Annotated in this window: 14 protein-coding genes and 1 pseudogene; 4 read left to right on the top strand and 11 right to left on the bottom strand. The window is 60.7% G+C overall.

What is annotated here, in order from left to right; translation table 11 throughout:
• Window positions 1–8: 8 nt before the first annotated feature.
• The 6 genes and pseudogenes from NKI16_RS17020 to NKI16_RS16995 form a co-directional block, all read right to left on the bottom strand.
• Window positions 9–740, bottom strand: a complete 732-nt coding sequence (locus NKI16_RS17020) for an amino acid ABC transporter ATP-binding protein (RefSeq protein ID WP_352923439.1) — start codon at window positions 738–740, stop codon at window positions 9–11.
• Window positions 737–1,393: an amino acid ABC transporter permease gene (locus NKI16_RS17015; RefSeq protein WP_352458031.1), complete on the bottom strand. Its 657-nt coding sequence runs from the start codon at window positions 1,391–1,393 to the stop codon at window positions 737–739. The genes NKI16_RS17020 and NKI16_RS17015 overlap by 4 nt, the downstream gene beginning before the upstream one ends.
• Window positions 1,394–1,500: 107 nt before the next feature.
• Window positions 1,501–2,247, bottom strand: coding sequence for a substrate-binding periplasmic protein (locus tag NKI16_RS17010; protein WP_352458030.1), 747 nt, complete (start codon window positions 2,245–2,247; stop codon window positions 1,501–1,503).
• Between the two features lie 163 nt (window positions 2,248–2,410).
• A complete protein-coding gene (locus NKI16_RS17005; protein ID WP_352458029.1) occupies window positions 2,411–3,703 on the bottom strand; it encodes a threonine synthase in 1,293 nt (430 codons plus the stop codon).
• Window positions 3,700–4,859: pseudogene (locus tag NKI16_RS17000) on the bottom strand (M24 family metallopeptidase). The gene NKI16_RS17005 and the pseudogene NKI16_RS17000 overlap by 4 nt, the downstream one beginning before the upstream one ends.
• A 22-nt stretch (window positions 4,860–4,881) precedes the next feature.
• Window positions 4,882–5,673: an IclR family transcriptional regulator gene (locus tag NKI16_RS16995; protein ID WP_352458027.1), complete on the bottom strand. Its 792-nt coding sequence runs from the start codon at window positions 5,671–5,673 to the stop codon at window positions 4,882–4,884.
• A gap of 128 nt (window positions 5,674–5,801) precedes the next feature.
• On the opposite strand from NKI16_RS16995, the gene NKI16_RS16990 reads away from it, so the two are divergent.
• On the top strand, window positions 5,802–6,062 hold the full coding sequence (locus NKI16_RS16990) for a helix-turn-helix domain-containing protein (protein WP_352638213.1): 261 nt from the start codon (window positions 5,802–5,804) through the stop codon (window positions 6,060–6,062).
• Window positions 6,063–6,089: 27 nt separating this feature from the next.
• Here the strand turns inward: NKI16_RS16990 and NKI16_RS16985 are convergent, their stop codons facing one another.
• The gene (locus NKI16_RS16985) at window positions 6,090–6,305 is read right to left on the bottom strand and encodes a helix-turn-helix domain-containing protein (protein WP_352756210.1); all 216 of its coding nucleotides are present in this window, start codon (window positions 6,303–6,305) and stop codon (window positions 6,090–6,092) included.
• Window positions 6,306–6,432: 127 nt separating this feature from the next.
• Between NKI16_RS16985 and NKI16_RS16980 the strand changes: the two genes are divergently transcribed.
• Complete coding sequence (locus tag NKI16_RS16980; RefSeq protein ID WP_352756209.1) at window positions 6,433–7,182, top strand: autoinducer binding domain-containing protein; 750 nt, start codon at window positions 6,433–6,435, stop codon at window positions 7,180–7,182.
• On the top strand, window positions 7,133–7,888 hold the full coding sequence (locus NKI16_RS16975; protein ID WP_352923435.1) for an acyl-homoserine-lactone synthase: 756 nt from the start codon (window positions 7,133–7,135) through the stop codon (window positions 7,886–7,888). Before NKI16_RS16980 ends, NKI16_RS16975 begins: the two co-directional genes overlap by 50 nt.
• A 195-nt stretch (window positions 7,889–8,083) precedes the next feature.
• Here NKI16_RS16975 and NKI16_RS16970 read toward each other — a convergent pair whose 3' ends face one another.
• Entirely contained in the window at window positions 8,084–8,557 is a 474-nt protein-coding gene (locus tag NKI16_RS16970; RefSeq protein ID WP_352756207.1) for an Lrp/AsnC family transcriptional regulator, read from the bottom strand.
• Between the two features lie 129 nt (window positions 8,558–8,686).
• On the opposite strand from NKI16_RS16970, the gene NKI16_RS16965 reads away from it, so the two are divergent.
• The gene (locus tag NKI16_RS16965; protein WP_352699539.1) at window positions 8,687–11,077 is read left to right on the top strand and encodes a thiamine pyrophosphate-binding protein; all 2,391 of its coding nucleotides are present in this window, start codon (window positions 8,687–8,689) and stop codon (window positions 11,075–11,077) included.
• Window positions 11,078–11,181: 104 nt separating this feature from the next.
• On the opposite strand, the gene NKI16_RS16960 is transcribed toward NKI16_RS16965, so the two are convergent.
• Genes NKI16_RS16960 through NKI16_RS16950 form a run of 3 tightly spaced genes read right to left on the bottom strand, consistent with a single transcriptional unit; the run spans window position 11,182 to window position 14,130 of the window.
• Window positions 11,182–11,934, bottom strand: coding sequence for an ATP-binding cassette domain-containing protein (locus tag NKI16_RS16960; RefSeq protein WP_352699541.1), 753 nt, complete (start codon window positions 11,932–11,934; stop codon window positions 11,182–11,184).
• Window positions 11,935–11,943: 9 nt separating this feature from the next.
• On the bottom strand, window positions 11,944–13,143 hold the full coding sequence (locus tag NKI16_RS16955) for an alanine racemase (protein WP_352923432.1): 1,200 nt from the start codon (window positions 13,141–13,143) through the stop codon (window positions 11,944–11,946).
• A 12-nt stretch (window positions 13,144–13,155) separates the two neighbouring features.
• Window positions 13,156–14,130 carry an ABC transporter permease gene (locus NKI16_RS16950; protein WP_352621950.1) on the bottom strand — a complete coding sequence of 325 codons (975 nt, stop codon included), beginning with the start codon at window positions 14,128–14,130 and terminating at the stop codon, window positions 13,156–13,158.
• Between the last annotated feature and the right edge of the window lie 3 nt (window positions 14,131–14,133).

Raw genomic sequence — 14,133 nt, 5'->3', positions numbered from 1 at the left:
GCCAAGAGTCAGACGGGGTGCATCACCCGGTGAAGAAAATCCCTAGTGCGTTCGTGCTTCGGGTGTCGAAGGAGCTCCTTGGCCGGACCTTGCTCGACGATCCGGCCGCCGTCGAGAAAGAGGACACTATCGGAAACCTCGCGGGCGAACTGAATTTCGTGCGTAACCACGAGCATGGTCATGTTCTCGTGTGCGAGCGCGCGCATGACCTGCAGGACCTCGCCGACCGTTTCCGGGTCAAGTGCGGAGGTGGGCTCGTCGAAAAGAATGGCCTGTGGGCGCATCGCCAGGGCGCGGGCGATGGCCACGCGCTGCTGTTGGCCGCCCGACAATGACGCGGGATAGGCATTCGTCTTATCGGCCAAGCCGACGCGATTGAGCAATGCCGTGCCCCGCTCCCGGACCTGCTTCCTATTTTCCTTCAGTACGTAGAGCGGCCCTTCCATGACATTTTCCAGGGCTGTGCGGTGCGGAAACAGGTTGAAACGTTGGAAAACCATGGAAACGCGGGCGCAGATGGCGTGAACCTGGGGCGAGGCGGCATCGACCACGGTGCCGTCGATGCTGATGCGACCGCGCTGATAGGTCTCAAGCCCGTTCACACATCGTAGAAGCGTCGATTTGCCGGAACCCGAGGGCCCAATCAGACATACGACCTGTCCTTTGGCGATCTCGGCGTTGATCCCCTTGAGGACTTCGTGGGCACCGAAGGACTTGTGCACGTTGTCAAAGGTGATCATCCCGCCGCCCCAAGATAGCTTTCGACTCTGCGCATAAACAAGTTCAGCGGAACCGTCAGGCACAGGTAAAGCAGTGCCACCAAGGTAAAAACTGTCATGTTGTCGAATGTGGACGACGCAAGCATCTTGCCTTGCATGGTCAGCTCCTGAACCGAAATCACCGACACAAGCGAGGAGTCCTTCAGCAGCATGACCATGTTGTTGGCGTAAGGCGGCAGGATAATCTTGAATGCCTGCGGCAGCACGACGCGGCGCATCATCAACGGACGCTTCATTCCGATCGATTTTGCCGCTTCGACCTGACCCTTATCGACCGCCTCGATGCCAGCCCGGAAAGTTTCCCCGAGATAGCAGGAGTGAGCCAGCCCCAGCCCGATCGTGCCAGCCTGGAGCGCAGTCAGGTTGATGCCGATCTCCGGCGCGACAAAGTAGATATAAAAGAGAACCACCAACAGTGGTATGCCGCGCACGAAGTCGACAAGTAGCCGCGTCGGCACGGCGACACAGCGTATCCCCGATGTCCTGAACAGCGCCCAGACAAGGCCGAGCGCCGTCGCAAGACACAGCGCAAGAAAGGTTATCATGACGGTCAGCCAAACGCCGTTAAGAAGAAGCGGCAGATATTCCGTTGCATGCGCGATGAATTTGGTCATGGCCGGCTTCCTCTTGGCACGTACCCCGGCCGTCAAAGCCGGTCATTCCGATGCGATCCTTTGGTCCTGCCAGCCGGCGCTTCTGTCGAGGTCAGTGCGGGTTGGCCTCAAAGGCCATATTTGGCAAATATTCGGCTTAATTCGCCGCTTTCCTTCAGCTTGGCGATGGAGGCATTCACCTTTTCGAGAAGCAGTGGATTTTCCTTGGCAACCGCCAACGCGACCTCGCCTTTTTTCATCGGCTGATAGCCGTCGACGAGGCGAACACCCAGGTCGGGATTCTTTGAAAGCTGATATGCGACGATCGGGGCGTCACCGAAACCGGCCTTGATGCGGCCCAGAACCACATCGCGCATCATGTCAGCGATTGAGTCGTAGAGCTTGACTTGACCGAAGACGCCAAGCGCTTCCAGAGCGTCAGCGTAGGTCGAGCCGATCTGCGCCCCGACGGTCGCACCTCTGAGCTCCTCGATCGTGTAGTTTTTGCTATCGCCGGCAGCAACAAACATCGCCTCGCCATACGCGTAAACCGGCGTGCTGAAATCGATCACCTGCTTTCGTTTGTCCGTTATGAACATGCTGGCGGAAATCAGATTGATTTTGTCGGTCGTCAATGCCGGGATCAGGGCTGGAAAAGCGTTTATTTGAAAATCGGCGGTCGTACCAAGGCTCGCGGCAATCGCACTTGCCAGATCGACCATCGCGCCTGTCGGCTTTTGGGTTGCGGTGTCGACAAACGTGAACGGCACTCCGGTTGGCGTGACGCCGACTCTGAGCGTTTCCTCAGCCATCGTCTGAGTTGCCATTGCGACACTGAGGGCTGCGAGCCAGCCGATGAGTGTTTTGCGAAGCATGAAAATTCCCCTTTCATCATGTTTGAATCGAGGTTCCGCTCGCTAAGCGAGTTGAATTTGCCTCTCGTGGATAGCTTTTGGAAGTCGCAATTACGTCCAGTGGCGGACGAGATCATCAGTCGATCAGAAGTCGTATCTGTTCATGATCGTCTCTATCTTCTCTTCAGGACATCTTGGCCGCGCGTTGTTCATCAGAGGGCGTGAAATAGTCGCTGTCCTGGGCAAGGTGTTCCCACGCTTCGGCAACTGACCGAAACGATTGTTGTGCTTGGCCCGCGCCGGTCGAACGATCCAAATCCTTGAGGCCGCTCGCTGTCACGATGGCAACGACGCTGTCCGACCGCGCGATGGTGCCTTCTCGCCTCAAGGATTCGATAGCTGCAAATGGCGTCACCGAGGCAAGCTCGGCAAAAACACCCTCGGTGGCCGCAAGCTGCTGCTGCATGGCTATCAAGCCGATATTGCCGACCGGCATTGCCGTGCCGCCAGATTCACGCAGGGCGTTGAGCGCCTGAAACGTGCTTCGTGTGGTGCCGATCGAGATGGCAAGCGTGTTGAAGCTTGCGGGGACTTCGGCAACCAGATCTCCCTTGCCGGCAAGGGCTCTGGCCAAAGATCCATGCACTTCCGCCGCCACGAGTCTCGGCAACCGCTCGATCTTGCCTTGGCTAAGAAGGTCCTTAAATCCGGCCCACAGCCCGGCAAGCGCGTCCCCATAGCAAACAGGCAAGGCGCACCAGTCCGGCACGGCACCGTGCATTTGTTCGACGATTTCGTAAGCCAGGGTCTTGTAGCCCTCGATCCCGACAGGATGACTGCCCACCACGGGGCTGTGAAACGGTGATGTTGCAAACCATCCGAGGCGCTCGGTACCAGCGGCAAGCAATGGCCAGCGATGGGACTTGTCGGCCAGGGATACGACGCTTGCGCCGTATTTGCGGATCTGCGCCAACATTGCGCCGGCGGTGCCTGAGAATGTGACAACGACGCATTTCAGGCCCGCCCGTGCAGCATAGGCGGCAAGTGAGGCCCCGGCGTTCCCCGACGAAGCAGTCGCCACCACGCGTGCGCCACTCAAACGTGCCATCGACACCGCCACGGTCGAGAAGCGGTCCTTGTGGGACCAGGTAGGGTTTGCGCCCTCGTCCTTGATAAGAAGCTTGGGGACGCCGAGCTGCTTTCCCAGCTTCTCGGCGCTCAGCAACGGCGTCAGGCCCTCGCCCAAGGAGATTGCATCGCTGAGTCCACAAGGAAGCATGTCGGCATAGCGCCAGAGCGAGGGCAGGGCGGCACCCGCTGCGGAAGCGGCCGATGTAGCTCCGGATGGATCGTAGGCGACCTTAAGATTGGCCGGTGCTTCGGCACAGCATATCGGGCAGCCGCGTGAGTCGATTTTGGTATCGATCCGGAACAAGGCGCCGCATCGAATACAGGAAAACCCTGCCGCGCGGCTCATAACGGCACCCGGGTGATTGCATCGTGCGTCTGCGTCAGCCGCTCCACTCCGCGCTGGCGAACAACCACCATGTCCTCCACCTGGAGTCCCCAGCGGCCGATTTCGTAGTAGGGGGTCTCCACGCACAGCACCATTCCTTCTTCAAGGATGTCTGTACTGCGCGCCGAGAGCGTCGGCGCATCATAACCATCAAGGCCGATGCCATGTCCGACGTGATCGCGCTGGTAGTGGGCAATTCCTTCGCGCTTCACCACACGCACGACCGTCTCGAAGAGCTGTGCTGCTGCCATGCCGGCCGGATAATGTCGCAGGCATGCTGAACGCCGCGCAGCAGCGCCTGCTGAAGCCGATGCGCCTGCGGCGGCGGCTCGCCCAGCGCGGCGATGCGGGCAATGTCGGCGCGGTAGTGCCGAAACCGGCCACCGACGTCGAAGCGGATGATTTCCCCAGCGCGCAACCTGCGGTCAGACGGCTGGACGTTCATGAGCGCGCTGCGCTCGCCAAAGCCGATGCATCCCAATACGGGCAGGGCGCCTTCCTCGACCGTCCTGACATGAAAAGCGCGCGCCAGATCTGCTTCGGTGGCGCCTTCCTGAGCAACGCCGAGTGCTGCTTGAATGGAGCGTTCGGCAATCTGGGCAACTTGGCCGAGCCGTTCGATTTCATCTGCCGTTTTTACGGCACGAACCTCGCGAAGCAATGCGGTGGCTGGTAGGAACGACGCATTGGGAAAATGGGCTCTGAGGGTTTCCTGGTATCCTGGCGCGAGTCCCGCCTCGTCTATGCCGATCCGCCCACGGGTGAGCTTGGCTTCCTCCAATGCGGCGACCAAAGCCGCAATGGCATCGCCATGCCTCGGCAGGTCTCGAAGCTGGAGGTGTCGTTCATTGGCGAGGTCCACGGTGGCCGAGGAACCGACATTGGCGTAAAAGTCGCCATAGCGCCGAACCTTGCTTACCCACAGTTCCTGATCGGCAACGAGGTCGAGGGTGCTGGAGCTGGCGATGATTTCAGGCGTGCCCTTGTCAGGAGCCGGCCACACCACATAAGCCTGCGGGCCGCGACGGATCCATTGCGGCAGAGCCCAGAAGCCGCTCATATAGGTCACGTTTTCCGGGGCAGTCGCTATAATTGCGTCAAGCCCGGCTGCCGTCATGCATTGTTTCAGGCGCGCTTCGTTAAGCAGCATGATGGGAATCCCGTGCCTGTTTTGCTTCCAGAAAGCCGAGACCGGCGGAAATGCGCGCCGCAGCCGCCATTACTGCCTCTCCAATCTCAGCAATCTCCACATGCGGTCCCACTGACCGGGGGTAGGCCGCACTTATCGCCGCGATGATTGTGCCTGATGCATCTCGAAGCGGTGCGCCGACCGCAATCAGCCCGGTAAAGTTCTCGTCCAGGGATGTTGTGTAACCAATGGGCTCGGACGCTCTGATTTGAGCAACGAGCTTGTGCGGATCGGTGACTGTGCGTGCGGCAACCTGCTCCAGTGGACCTCGTCCAAGAATCCCAATGACCGCCTCGCCGCTCAGCTCCATCAGGAGCGCCTTGCCCAACGCGGTGGAATGCAAGGGGAAGGTCTCGCCAGGTGAAGAACGAATGACGACCGGACTCTTGCTTTGCACTGTCAAGAGATAAATTCCGCAGCTGCCCCGCCTGATACCGAGGAATGCGTTGAAGCACCCTTCGGCGGCCAGCGCCTGCAGTTCGATTTCAGCCAAACCAACCAGGCGATCTCTGCCCAGGACCTTCCGCGCCAGCGCCAGCACGGAGTGACCCAGCCGGTAGCGCCGCGAGTCTGGCGACTGCTCGACATAGCCCTGCTCTGCCAGGGTATTCAGAATTCGCTGCACGGCGGGAGCACTCTGCTCAAGCCGGCGGGCTAGTTCGCGCACCCCGACAGCTTCGTCCGCTTCCTTGAGGACATTGAGAACCGCAAGCCCACGTTCCAACGAAAGATTTCCTGTCACTGACGTTCCTTATTTCGGAATGGCGTTCCGTAATATGATGAGAAAAGCAGCAATGGCGGCGTCTGTCAATGCCGAATGTTCACTATAGTGTGTCGTCCTAAAGTGTACGCAGCGACGACCATGCCCTCATGGACCTACGGGTGGTTGTCGGCTTGAACGTACAGAGGATTCGGCGCGCACAAGCCCTCTCTCAGGAGGAACTGTCGTTCCGTTCAGGGTTCACGCGCGCCTACCTGAGTGGTCTGGAGTCCGGCCGGCGCAACCCCACACTTCTGTCGCTTGCAAAGCTTGCCACCGCATTAAGCGTCGACATCGAGGAATTGACCAAACGGCCAGGCAAAGACGCCCCAGCTGTGGTGCAACGTGGGCGGCGCAGCAGAAAATCCTGATCCTCCCGCGGCCTCTTGGCCGGTGGATCACGGCGAGTTGCGACGGACGAGCTTCTCCACGTCAACCTGCAATGCCAACGCCAGTACCTCCAATGTATCGAGGGTCGGTGAGTTCTCCTCCCGCTCGAGCTTGCCGACATAGTTTCGATCAAGGCCGGCAAGGTCCGCGAGCTGTTCCTGCGACAAGCCGGTGCCCTGGCGAAGCAACCTCAGATTGCGAGCAAAAACCGACCTCAGCCTCATGCTGCGAGGCAGTCAGAACGCGCCCTTTAGTGCCACCTACTATAGTAGTCAAACGTCATGCCGCATGTTGCGGTCGGGGCCAACTCATTTATTCTTTCTTTGTCTCAGTACATTGAAGGGGCGTGAAATGCCGGCAGTTCATGGGAGCGTCTTACAGCACCAGTTAACGCAAATCTTTGAAGCAACCGCGCTGATTGACCGTGCAACCAGCGCCGCCGAGATCATCCGGCAACTGCGCAAGAGCATCGAACGTCACGGCTACGCAGCCTGTCTCGTCACCGAATTGCCACGCCAGGACACCGGATCGCTGGATGGACACATCCTTGTCAACGGTTGGCCGCAGGAATGGTACGACCGCTACATGGCTGCCGGACACTATCGCCATGACCCTTGTGTTGCTTTGTGCCGTGGTGCGATCGGGCCCTTCCTTTGGCGGGACGTCCATCACGGCTTGACGGACGGAAATGCCAGGAGGGTGATGGATGAAGCGAAAGAGTTTGGGCTTTGCGACGGGATTTGCATCCCGATCCAGGCTGCGTTTGGCGATCCGGCCTGTGTAACGGTTGCTGGAAATGAAATTGATTTGGCGCCGACGGTGCGCTGCACCATTCATGCCCTTGCGCGCCATGCCTATTCGGCTGCCGAACGCCTCGTTGGCAACTCGCGCAGGCGGCCGAGACAAAAGCTTTCCCAACGAGAGCGTGAAATCCTGCAGTGGGTCGCGGGAGGAAAGACCGCATGGGAGGTTTCCCGAATACTTGGCATCTCGGAAAACACTGTGACGACCCACCTGCGCAACATCAAGCAGAAGCTCAGCACCGCCAACGTTGTGCACGCGATCGTCGAGGCTTTTCGCAGGCACGAAATCGAGCTTTGATCCATCCTCAGATCTGGGTATTTCACGGGCAATCGTCGCGTGGTCGGATGGGGTTCCATCTCGAGGAACCACAATGATTCAGGTCCATGTCGTCGACGCGTCAAACTGCTTTGCCTATCGAGAGGATCTCGACAGCTACTTCCGCCTGAGACATGAAATCTATGTCGATGAACGTGGCTGGCATGAGCTGAGGCGCCCCGACAGTCGCGAGATCGACCCGTTTGATACATCCGAGGCGATTCATCTGCTCGGCATCCAGCCGGGAAGAGGTGTCGTTGCCGGATCCCGCCTGGTGCCGAGCCTCAGACCGCATCTGATGAGCGAAATCTTTCCGCAACTTGCCGATGGTGGCGTTCCGCGCCGACCCGATATCTATGAGTGGACGAGATTTTTCGTGGCCCGGGATTTTCGCGAGCCTGGTCGACCCTCCCAGGCCGCCGGCGTGATCTACTGCGGAATTCTGGAATTCTGCATTCAAAGAGGCATAGGCAATCTGACGATCGTCTGTGAGGACTACTGGTTCGACCGCTTGGCATCGATCGGCTGGTGCCCAAAGCAGCTTGGGTCTTCATTCAAGTGCGATGACATGACCATCATCGGCGTGATGGTGGACGTCGGCCCGTCTGCCTTGGCCGCGACGCGACAATTCTACCGCATAACCGACCCCGTGCTTTGGGCCGACACGCCAATCAAGCAGCTGGCCTGACCGTAGGCCGTCGCTGGGCGTTACGCCTGGAACGACATGCTGCCTGGCGGACAAGTTGGTGGATGCCGGCGAATGCGCATCCACCTTTCAGCCATAACGCTAGTCGCAAAATCGGCCGCTCCAGTCACCACCGGGCGAAATCGTGCTGTTCGAAACCGAAAACTAAGCGATTGACTGGCCAACGTTTGGAAAAAATCATGTCTCGACCGGCAGCCGGTTCGACCGCTTGATCTGCGCAAGCGCGAAGCTGGACTCGATGGAGGAGACGCCATCGAGCCGCGTCAGCTTTTCCTTCAGGAAGCGCTCATAGGCGTGCAGGTCGCGCACCACCACACGCAGCAGATAGTCGCGCTGGCCAGTCATCAGATAGCAATCGACCACCTCCGGCCAGCGCGCGATTGCCGCGTTGAACCGCTTCAGCTCGTTCTCGCGCTGGCGCTCAAGCTTGATCGAGGCAAACACCGAGATCGGCAGATCGACCATGTCCTGGTCGATCAGGGCGGCATAGCCGGTGATCACGCCCATATCCTCCATCAGCCGGACCCGGCGGGCGCAGGGGGAGGCCGAAAGGCCGACCCGCTCGGCAAGCTGCTGGGCCGTCATCCTGCCATCGACCTGCAGCGCAGCAATGATCTTTCGGTCGATACTGTCTAGTCGAGTTTTTGGCATGGAACGTTACTCCATTGGTCGATATTGGCGAAACCAGCTAACGCAGCTGCCAATCTCATGCAAGTTTAGCGACAATCGGTTCTTGCTCAGCCCTATGATTGCGACGATCGCAACCGGGAGTCTTGCAGCATGGACAAACAAAAACTGGAGGCACTTTCGGCGCTGGAGAAAAAGGTGCTCTGGCTGTCGACATGGATGATCCATAACGCCAATCACCTGCGCGAAAACACGGACGGCTTGAAGGTTGGCGGACACCAGGCGTCCTCGGCCTCGCTTGTGACGATCATGACCGCGCTTTATTTTTCGGTGCTGAGGCCGGACGACCGCATCGCGGTGAAGCCGCATGCTTCGCCAGTGTTTCACGCTATCCAGTATCTTCTGGGCAATCAGACGAGGGAGAAGCTCGAAGGGTTTCGCGCCTTCGGTGGCGCGCAAAGCTATCCGTCGCGGACCAAGGATGTCGACGACGTCGATTTCTCCACCGGCTCAGTTGGGCTCGGTGTCGCGCAGACGCTGTTTGCCTCCCTTGTGCAGGATTATCTCAGCACCCGCGACGAAAGCATGCCCGAAGGCCGCATGGTGGCGCTGATCGGCGACGCCGAGATGGACGAAGGCAACATCTTCGAGGCGCTGCTCGAAGGGTGGAAACACGGCCTGCGCAACTGCTGGTGGATCGTCGACTACAACCGACAGAGCCTCGATGCCGTGGTTCGCGAAGGCCTTTGGGAACGCTTCGAAAACATTTTCCGGAATTTCGGCTGGGACGTCGTGATCCTGAAATACGGCTCGCTGCTCGAAGCCTCCTTCACCGAACCGGGGGGCGAGGCGCTGAAGGTTTGGATCGACGCCTGCCCGAACCAGCTCTATTCGGCGCTGACCTATCAGGGCGGCTCCGCTTGGCGCAAGCGCCTGATCGCCGACATCGGAGACAAGCCGGGCCTGGCATCGCTTCTCGACCGGCGCTCCGATGCCGAACTCGCCGCGCTGATGACCAATCTCGGCGGCCACGACCTACCAGGCCTGATCGAGGCCTTCGGGACGGCACGCGGCAACGATCGACCGACATGCTTCATTGCATATACGATCAAGGGCTTCGGCCTGCCGCTCGCCGGCCACAAAGACAACCACGCCGGCCTGATGACCAGGGATCAGATGGCGGTCCTCCGCGCCTCGATGTCGGTCGGCGACGGGCGGGAGTGGAACGCCTTCGAGGGATTGCCTGTTGGGGATTTGGAGCTGCAACGGTTCCTCGATGCCGTTCCGTTCGCGGCAAAGGGCCAGCGGCGCCGGCGCGCCCAGCGCATCGTGGTCCCTGGTCGTCTCGTCGCGGAAGCCAAAGGCAGCGTCTCCACGCAGGTCGGCTTCGGCAGAATTCTGGACGAGATTGCGCGGGCTGGCGGGCCGCTCGCCGACGCGATCGTCACGGCATCGCCCGATGTCACGGTTTCGACCAATCTCGGCCCCTGGGTCAACCGGCGCGGCCTGTTCGCGCGTCAGTCACTCGCCGACACTTTCCGCAGCGAACGCATCGCCTCGGCGCAGAAATGGGAATTCGGCACCTCCGGCCAGCACATCGAACTCGGCATCGCCGAGAACAATCTGTTCATCCTGCTGTCGGCCCTTGGGCTGTCGCATTCGATTTTCGGCAAACGGCTACTGCCGATCGGCACGCTCTACGATCCGTTCATCCAGCGCGGTCTCGATGCGCTCAATTACGCCTGCTATCAGGACGCGCGCTTCCTGCTGGTCGCCACGCCGTCCGGGGTCACATTGGCGCCGGAAGGCGGGGCGCATCAGTCGATCGCCACACCGTTGATCGGCATAGCGCAAGACGGGCTTGCCGCCTACGAGCCGGCTTTCGTCGACGAGTTGGGCGTCATCATGCGCTTTGCGCTGGATTATATGCAGCGCGACGGCGACGCCGTGCAGTCGGAGCGCACGTGGCTGCGCGACGAGACGGGCGGTTCGGTCTATCTGCGGCTCTCGACGCGCCCGGTCGAGCAGATCACGCGTAGCGTGACGCCCGTACTCGAGCAGGACATCGTCGACGGGGGCTACTGGCTGCGGCCTCCGGGTCCCAATGCCGAAGTGATTGTTGCCTATACCGGCGCGGTTGCGCCGGAGGCCATCGAGGCTATCGGCATGATGGCGGAGGACCGTCGCGACGTCGGTCTCCTGGCGGTGACCTCGGCCGATCGGCTGAACGCAGGCTGGACTGCCGCGAGCCGGGCACGCGAACGCGGCCTTGTTCACGCCAGGAGCCATGTCGAAAGGTTGTTTGCCGACCTCCCGGCGCATTGCGCCATCGTCACCGTCACCGACGGCCATCCGGCCGCGCTCGGCTGGTTGGGCTCGGTCTACGGCCATCGCACGCGCAGTCTCGGCGTCGAGCATTTTGGCCAGTCGGGCACGATCGGCGACCTTTACCGCCACTTCGGCATTGACGCCAATTCCATAGCCACAGCGGCCGACCGGATTGCCGGTGGCCGCCCCATCCGCTATCTGCGCGCTCTAGATTGATGCTGGCGACATTCTCTGGCCGAGGCCTGATCGTGGATCTGAAGTCATCCCACTCGCTGCTCGGGTAACGCAATATCTGAACGGCGCGCCTCTGTCGGACCGGGCTAGTGCTGAAGCCCGGTGATCATGGCGACGATCTCGTTCTTGTCGGTCTCGCTGGTCCTGCGCACGCCGATCTGTTTGCCACGTCTCAGAACACAGATCCGATCTGAGAGCCTGAACACCTGGTCGAGGCTGTGGCTGATGATCAGCACGCCAATGTTGCGCTGCTTCAGCGACAGAACAATCGTCTCGACCTTGGCGGTCTCGGCAACGCCGAGCGCGGCGGTTGGCTCGTCGAGCAGGATCAGCTTGCTTGCCCAGTGCGTGGCGCGCGCGATCGCCACGCCCTGGCGCTGCCCGCCCGAAAGATCGCGGATGGTGGCGTGAGCCGATGGGATGCGAACGTCGAGATCCTTCACCAGCTTTTCGGTGTCGTCGATCATCCGGCGTCGGTCGAGCAGGCCGAAGCGGTTCACCGGCTCGCGGCCAAGAAACATGTTCATGTAGACGGTCTGCTGATCGGCGAGCGCCAGGTCCTGATAGACCACCTCAATGCCGTGGGCGCGCGCCATGGTGGCGCTCGACATTGCCACCGCCTGCCCCTCGATGATGATCGTCCCGGATGTCGGAGCATGCACCCCCGTCACGATTTTGACCAGCGTCGACTTGCCGGCACCGTTATCGCCGACCAACGCCACTATCTCGCCGGGATAGAGCTCGAGCGAGAAATTTTCGATGGCGGTGAGGCCGCCGAAATTCTTGCGGATGTCGCGCAGCTGCAAAACAGGGCCCGTGCCGGTCGTGGTCGCGTTCATCACTTGCTCCTAGACAGGCCAGGCAGCGGTTTCGCCAAAACCGTTTTCGATCGTTTCGACTTGGGGCGCCCGCTTTGAGACACCGGAGATGCCGACCACGTAGGCGCGGGTCACGAACGCCTGGCCGCGAAAGCCGAACACCGCCGTGTCGCCGGGGCGTGGAGCATTGGCGCCGCTAGCGTCAATCATTGCGTAATAGTCGATTGCCGCAGGCGGCGGCACCTCGACGCTTCTAAGCGCGGCGGCGGCCGTGGTGGGTTCTGCGGACACGATTGCCTTCACCTCGTAGTCCGGAAAGATCGGATCGATATAGAAGCCGCCACCCAGGCAGTAGGCTTTGCCGCCAGACAAATGCGAGACCTCGGTCAAATACAGAACGGCAGGGAGCTCCGGCAGATCCTCCATGACGTGCAGCGCGGTGGTGCCGGCCAAGCCATTGCCCGGTTCACATTGCGTGGCGCCGGCTTCGGCCAGCGCGCCAATCAGGACACTCGACGTTGTGCCGGGCGCGTTCACCTCTATGTTGCTGCGGCCGGACTTGGCGAGCGCTTCGGCAGCTCTGCCCAGTGTCGCCAGATTGTGTGTCGGCAGGACCGTTCGCGTGGTCTGGTCGAACAACAGCGCCGGGAAGGTGGTGATACCAGCGAACCGTGCGCCTTCGAGACCATCCAGTTTTTCGGCGACCGCGGCGATATCGGCCGCCTCAAAACCACCTTCGTGGCCGCGGTAGAAAACGTCACCATCGGCGCGGATGCGGGCAAGCAGGTTTTGCGTGTACCCGGCGAGCCTTGCGCCGGCAGCGGCTTCTTCAGCCTTGGTGTCGTTGAAGACGGTCCAATAGTCCGGCCTGAACGTTTTGGCCGCCGCAGTGGCCTCGTGCCTTGCGATCTGCTGCAGGTGGCCAAGATGACCGAGCCTCAGGCCGGCTCTGTGCGTTGCCCGCGCGCAGGCCATGTCGACGGCAACGGCCTGATCGATGCCGCCACGCTTGAGCGCATGGCAGAACGAACTGGCGCGGCCGACCTGCTTGGTCATGGCGAAAATCTTCAGGCCGAACCGGTCGGCCTCGCGCTTCAGGACCCGAGCGTTGCTTTCGACGGCATCGAGGTCGAGCACATAGGAATTAGCCGGCAGCTTTCCTTCCTGGTGCAGGCGCGTGGCGCTTTCTATAAAGCTCGGATTGCGGCGCCGCAGAACATCGAGGAACATGACAAAACTCCTTCAACGGGACTTTTCGCGCAGCGATACGGCGACCGCCGCAAGAATGATCAAGCCGCGCACGATCATCTGGTCGGAGACGGACAGGCCCATCAGGATGAGGCCGTTGTTCAGCATGCCCATCATCAGCGAGCCGACCAGCGCACCGACAATCGATCCCTTGCCGCCGTTAAGCAGGGTTCCGCCGACAATGACGGCCGCTATCACCGTCATAAGGTCGGTTTCGCCGAGCGTATATTTCGCAGCCTGCAGCCGGCCGGCATAGAGCAGCCCGGCAAGGCCGGCGAGCCCGCCGCTTATGGTCAGAACGGCCAGCCTTATCTGCGCCACGCTAATGCCGGAAACACTGGCGGCACGGCTGTTGTCGCCGGTGGCCAGCACATGGGCGCCGAAGCGCGTCTCGCGAAAGATGAGATGCGCGATCGCAACGGCAATGACCGTCCACCAGATCAACGACGGGACACCCAGCAAAGAACCCGAGCCGAAGAAACCGGTGAAGGCGTCGTTGGTGACCGGGATCGACCGCAAATCGGTCATCGAGCGAGATACCCCGGCAAACAACCCGAGCGTCGCCAGCGTTACCAGGAATGAAGGCAACTTGACGTAAGCCACGAGGGCGCCGTTGAGCAGGCCGATCAGCAGGCCGGCGCCGAGGCCGGCCAGCACCCCGGCCAACAAGCCGTAGGCGTTTATCGCCACCGCGGCGGCAAGGGCTGCCACGGCAACGATCGAACCTATCGAAAGATCAATCTCGCCCGCCGACATGACAAAGACGAGGCCGATCGCCATGATCGTCACGGGTGCTGTCTGCAGCACGATGTTCGACAGGTTGCGGACCGTCAGAAAACCGCTGTCCTTCAGTACGATCGCGAAGAACAGGAAGATCGCCAGAAATCCGAGATAGACGACATATTGCTGCAGGTTGAAGCGGCTGACCAAGCTCGCTGCCCGGCCGGGGCTGGTGTTGATACTCGACATTCT

This window comes from Mesorhizobium sp. M0698 (assembly GCF_040320455.1).
Classification (GTDB): Bacteria; Pseudomonadota; Alphaproteobacteria; order Rhizobiales; family Rhizobiaceae; genus Mesorhizobium.
The sequence above is the reverse complement of the archived record's forward strand: the minus strand, read 5'-3'. Positions and strand labels throughout refer to the sequence as shown.

What these genes read in the sequence shown, in the direction of transcription:
- NKI16_RS17020 (WP_352923439.1), bottom strand. Translation starts at nt 740, where the DNA reads ATGATCACCTTTGACAACGTGCACAAGTCCTTCGGTGCCCACGAAGTC.
- NKI16_RS17015 (WP_352458031.1), bottom strand. Translation starts at nt 1,393, where the DNA reads ATGACCAAATTCATCGCGCATGCAACGGAATATCTGCCGCTTCTTCTT.
- NKI16_RS17010 (WP_352458030.1), bottom strand. Translation starts at nt 2,247, where the DNA reads ATGCTTCGCAAAACACTCATCGGCTGGCTCGCAGCCCTCAGTGTCGCA.
- NKI16_RS17005 (WP_352458029.1), bottom strand. Translation starts at nt 3,703, where the DNA reads ATGAGCCGCGCGGCAGGGTTTTCCTGTATTCGATGCGGCGCCTTGTTC.
- NKI16_RS16990 (WP_352638213.1), top strand. Translation starts at nt 5,802, where the DNA reads ATGGACCTACGGGTGGTTGTCGGCTTGAACGTACAGAGGATTCGGCGC.
- NKI16_RS16985 (WP_352756210.1), bottom strand. Translation starts at nt 6,305, where the DNA reads ATGAGGCTGAGGTCGGTTTTTGCTCGCAATCTGAGGTTGCTTCGCCAG.
- NKI16_RS16980 (WP_352756209.1), top strand. Translation starts at nt 6,433, where the DNA reads ATGCCGGCAGTTCATGGGAGCGTCTTACAGCACCAGTTAACGCAAATC.
- NKI16_RS16970 (WP_352756207.1), bottom strand. Translation starts at nt 8,557, where the DNA reads ATGCCAAAAACTCGACTAGACAGTATCGACCGAAAGATCATTGCTGCG.
- NKI16_RS16965 (WP_352699539.1), top strand. Translation starts at nt 8,687, where the DNA reads ATGGACAAACAAAAACTGGAGGCACTTTCGGCGCTGGAGAAAAAGGTG.
- NKI16_RS16960 (WP_352699541.1), bottom strand. Translation starts at nt 11,934, where the DNA reads ATGAACGCGACCACGACCGGCACGGGCCCTGTTTTGCAGCTGCGCGAC.
- NKI16_RS16955 (WP_352923432.1), bottom strand. Translation starts at nt 13,143, where the DNA reads ATGTTCCTCGATGTTCTGCGGCGCCGCAATCCGAGCTTTATAGAAAGC.
- NKI16_RS16950 (WP_352621950.1), bottom strand. Translation starts at nt 14,130, where the DNA reads ATGTCGAGTATCAACACCAGCCCCGGCCGGGCAGCGAGCTTGGTCAGC.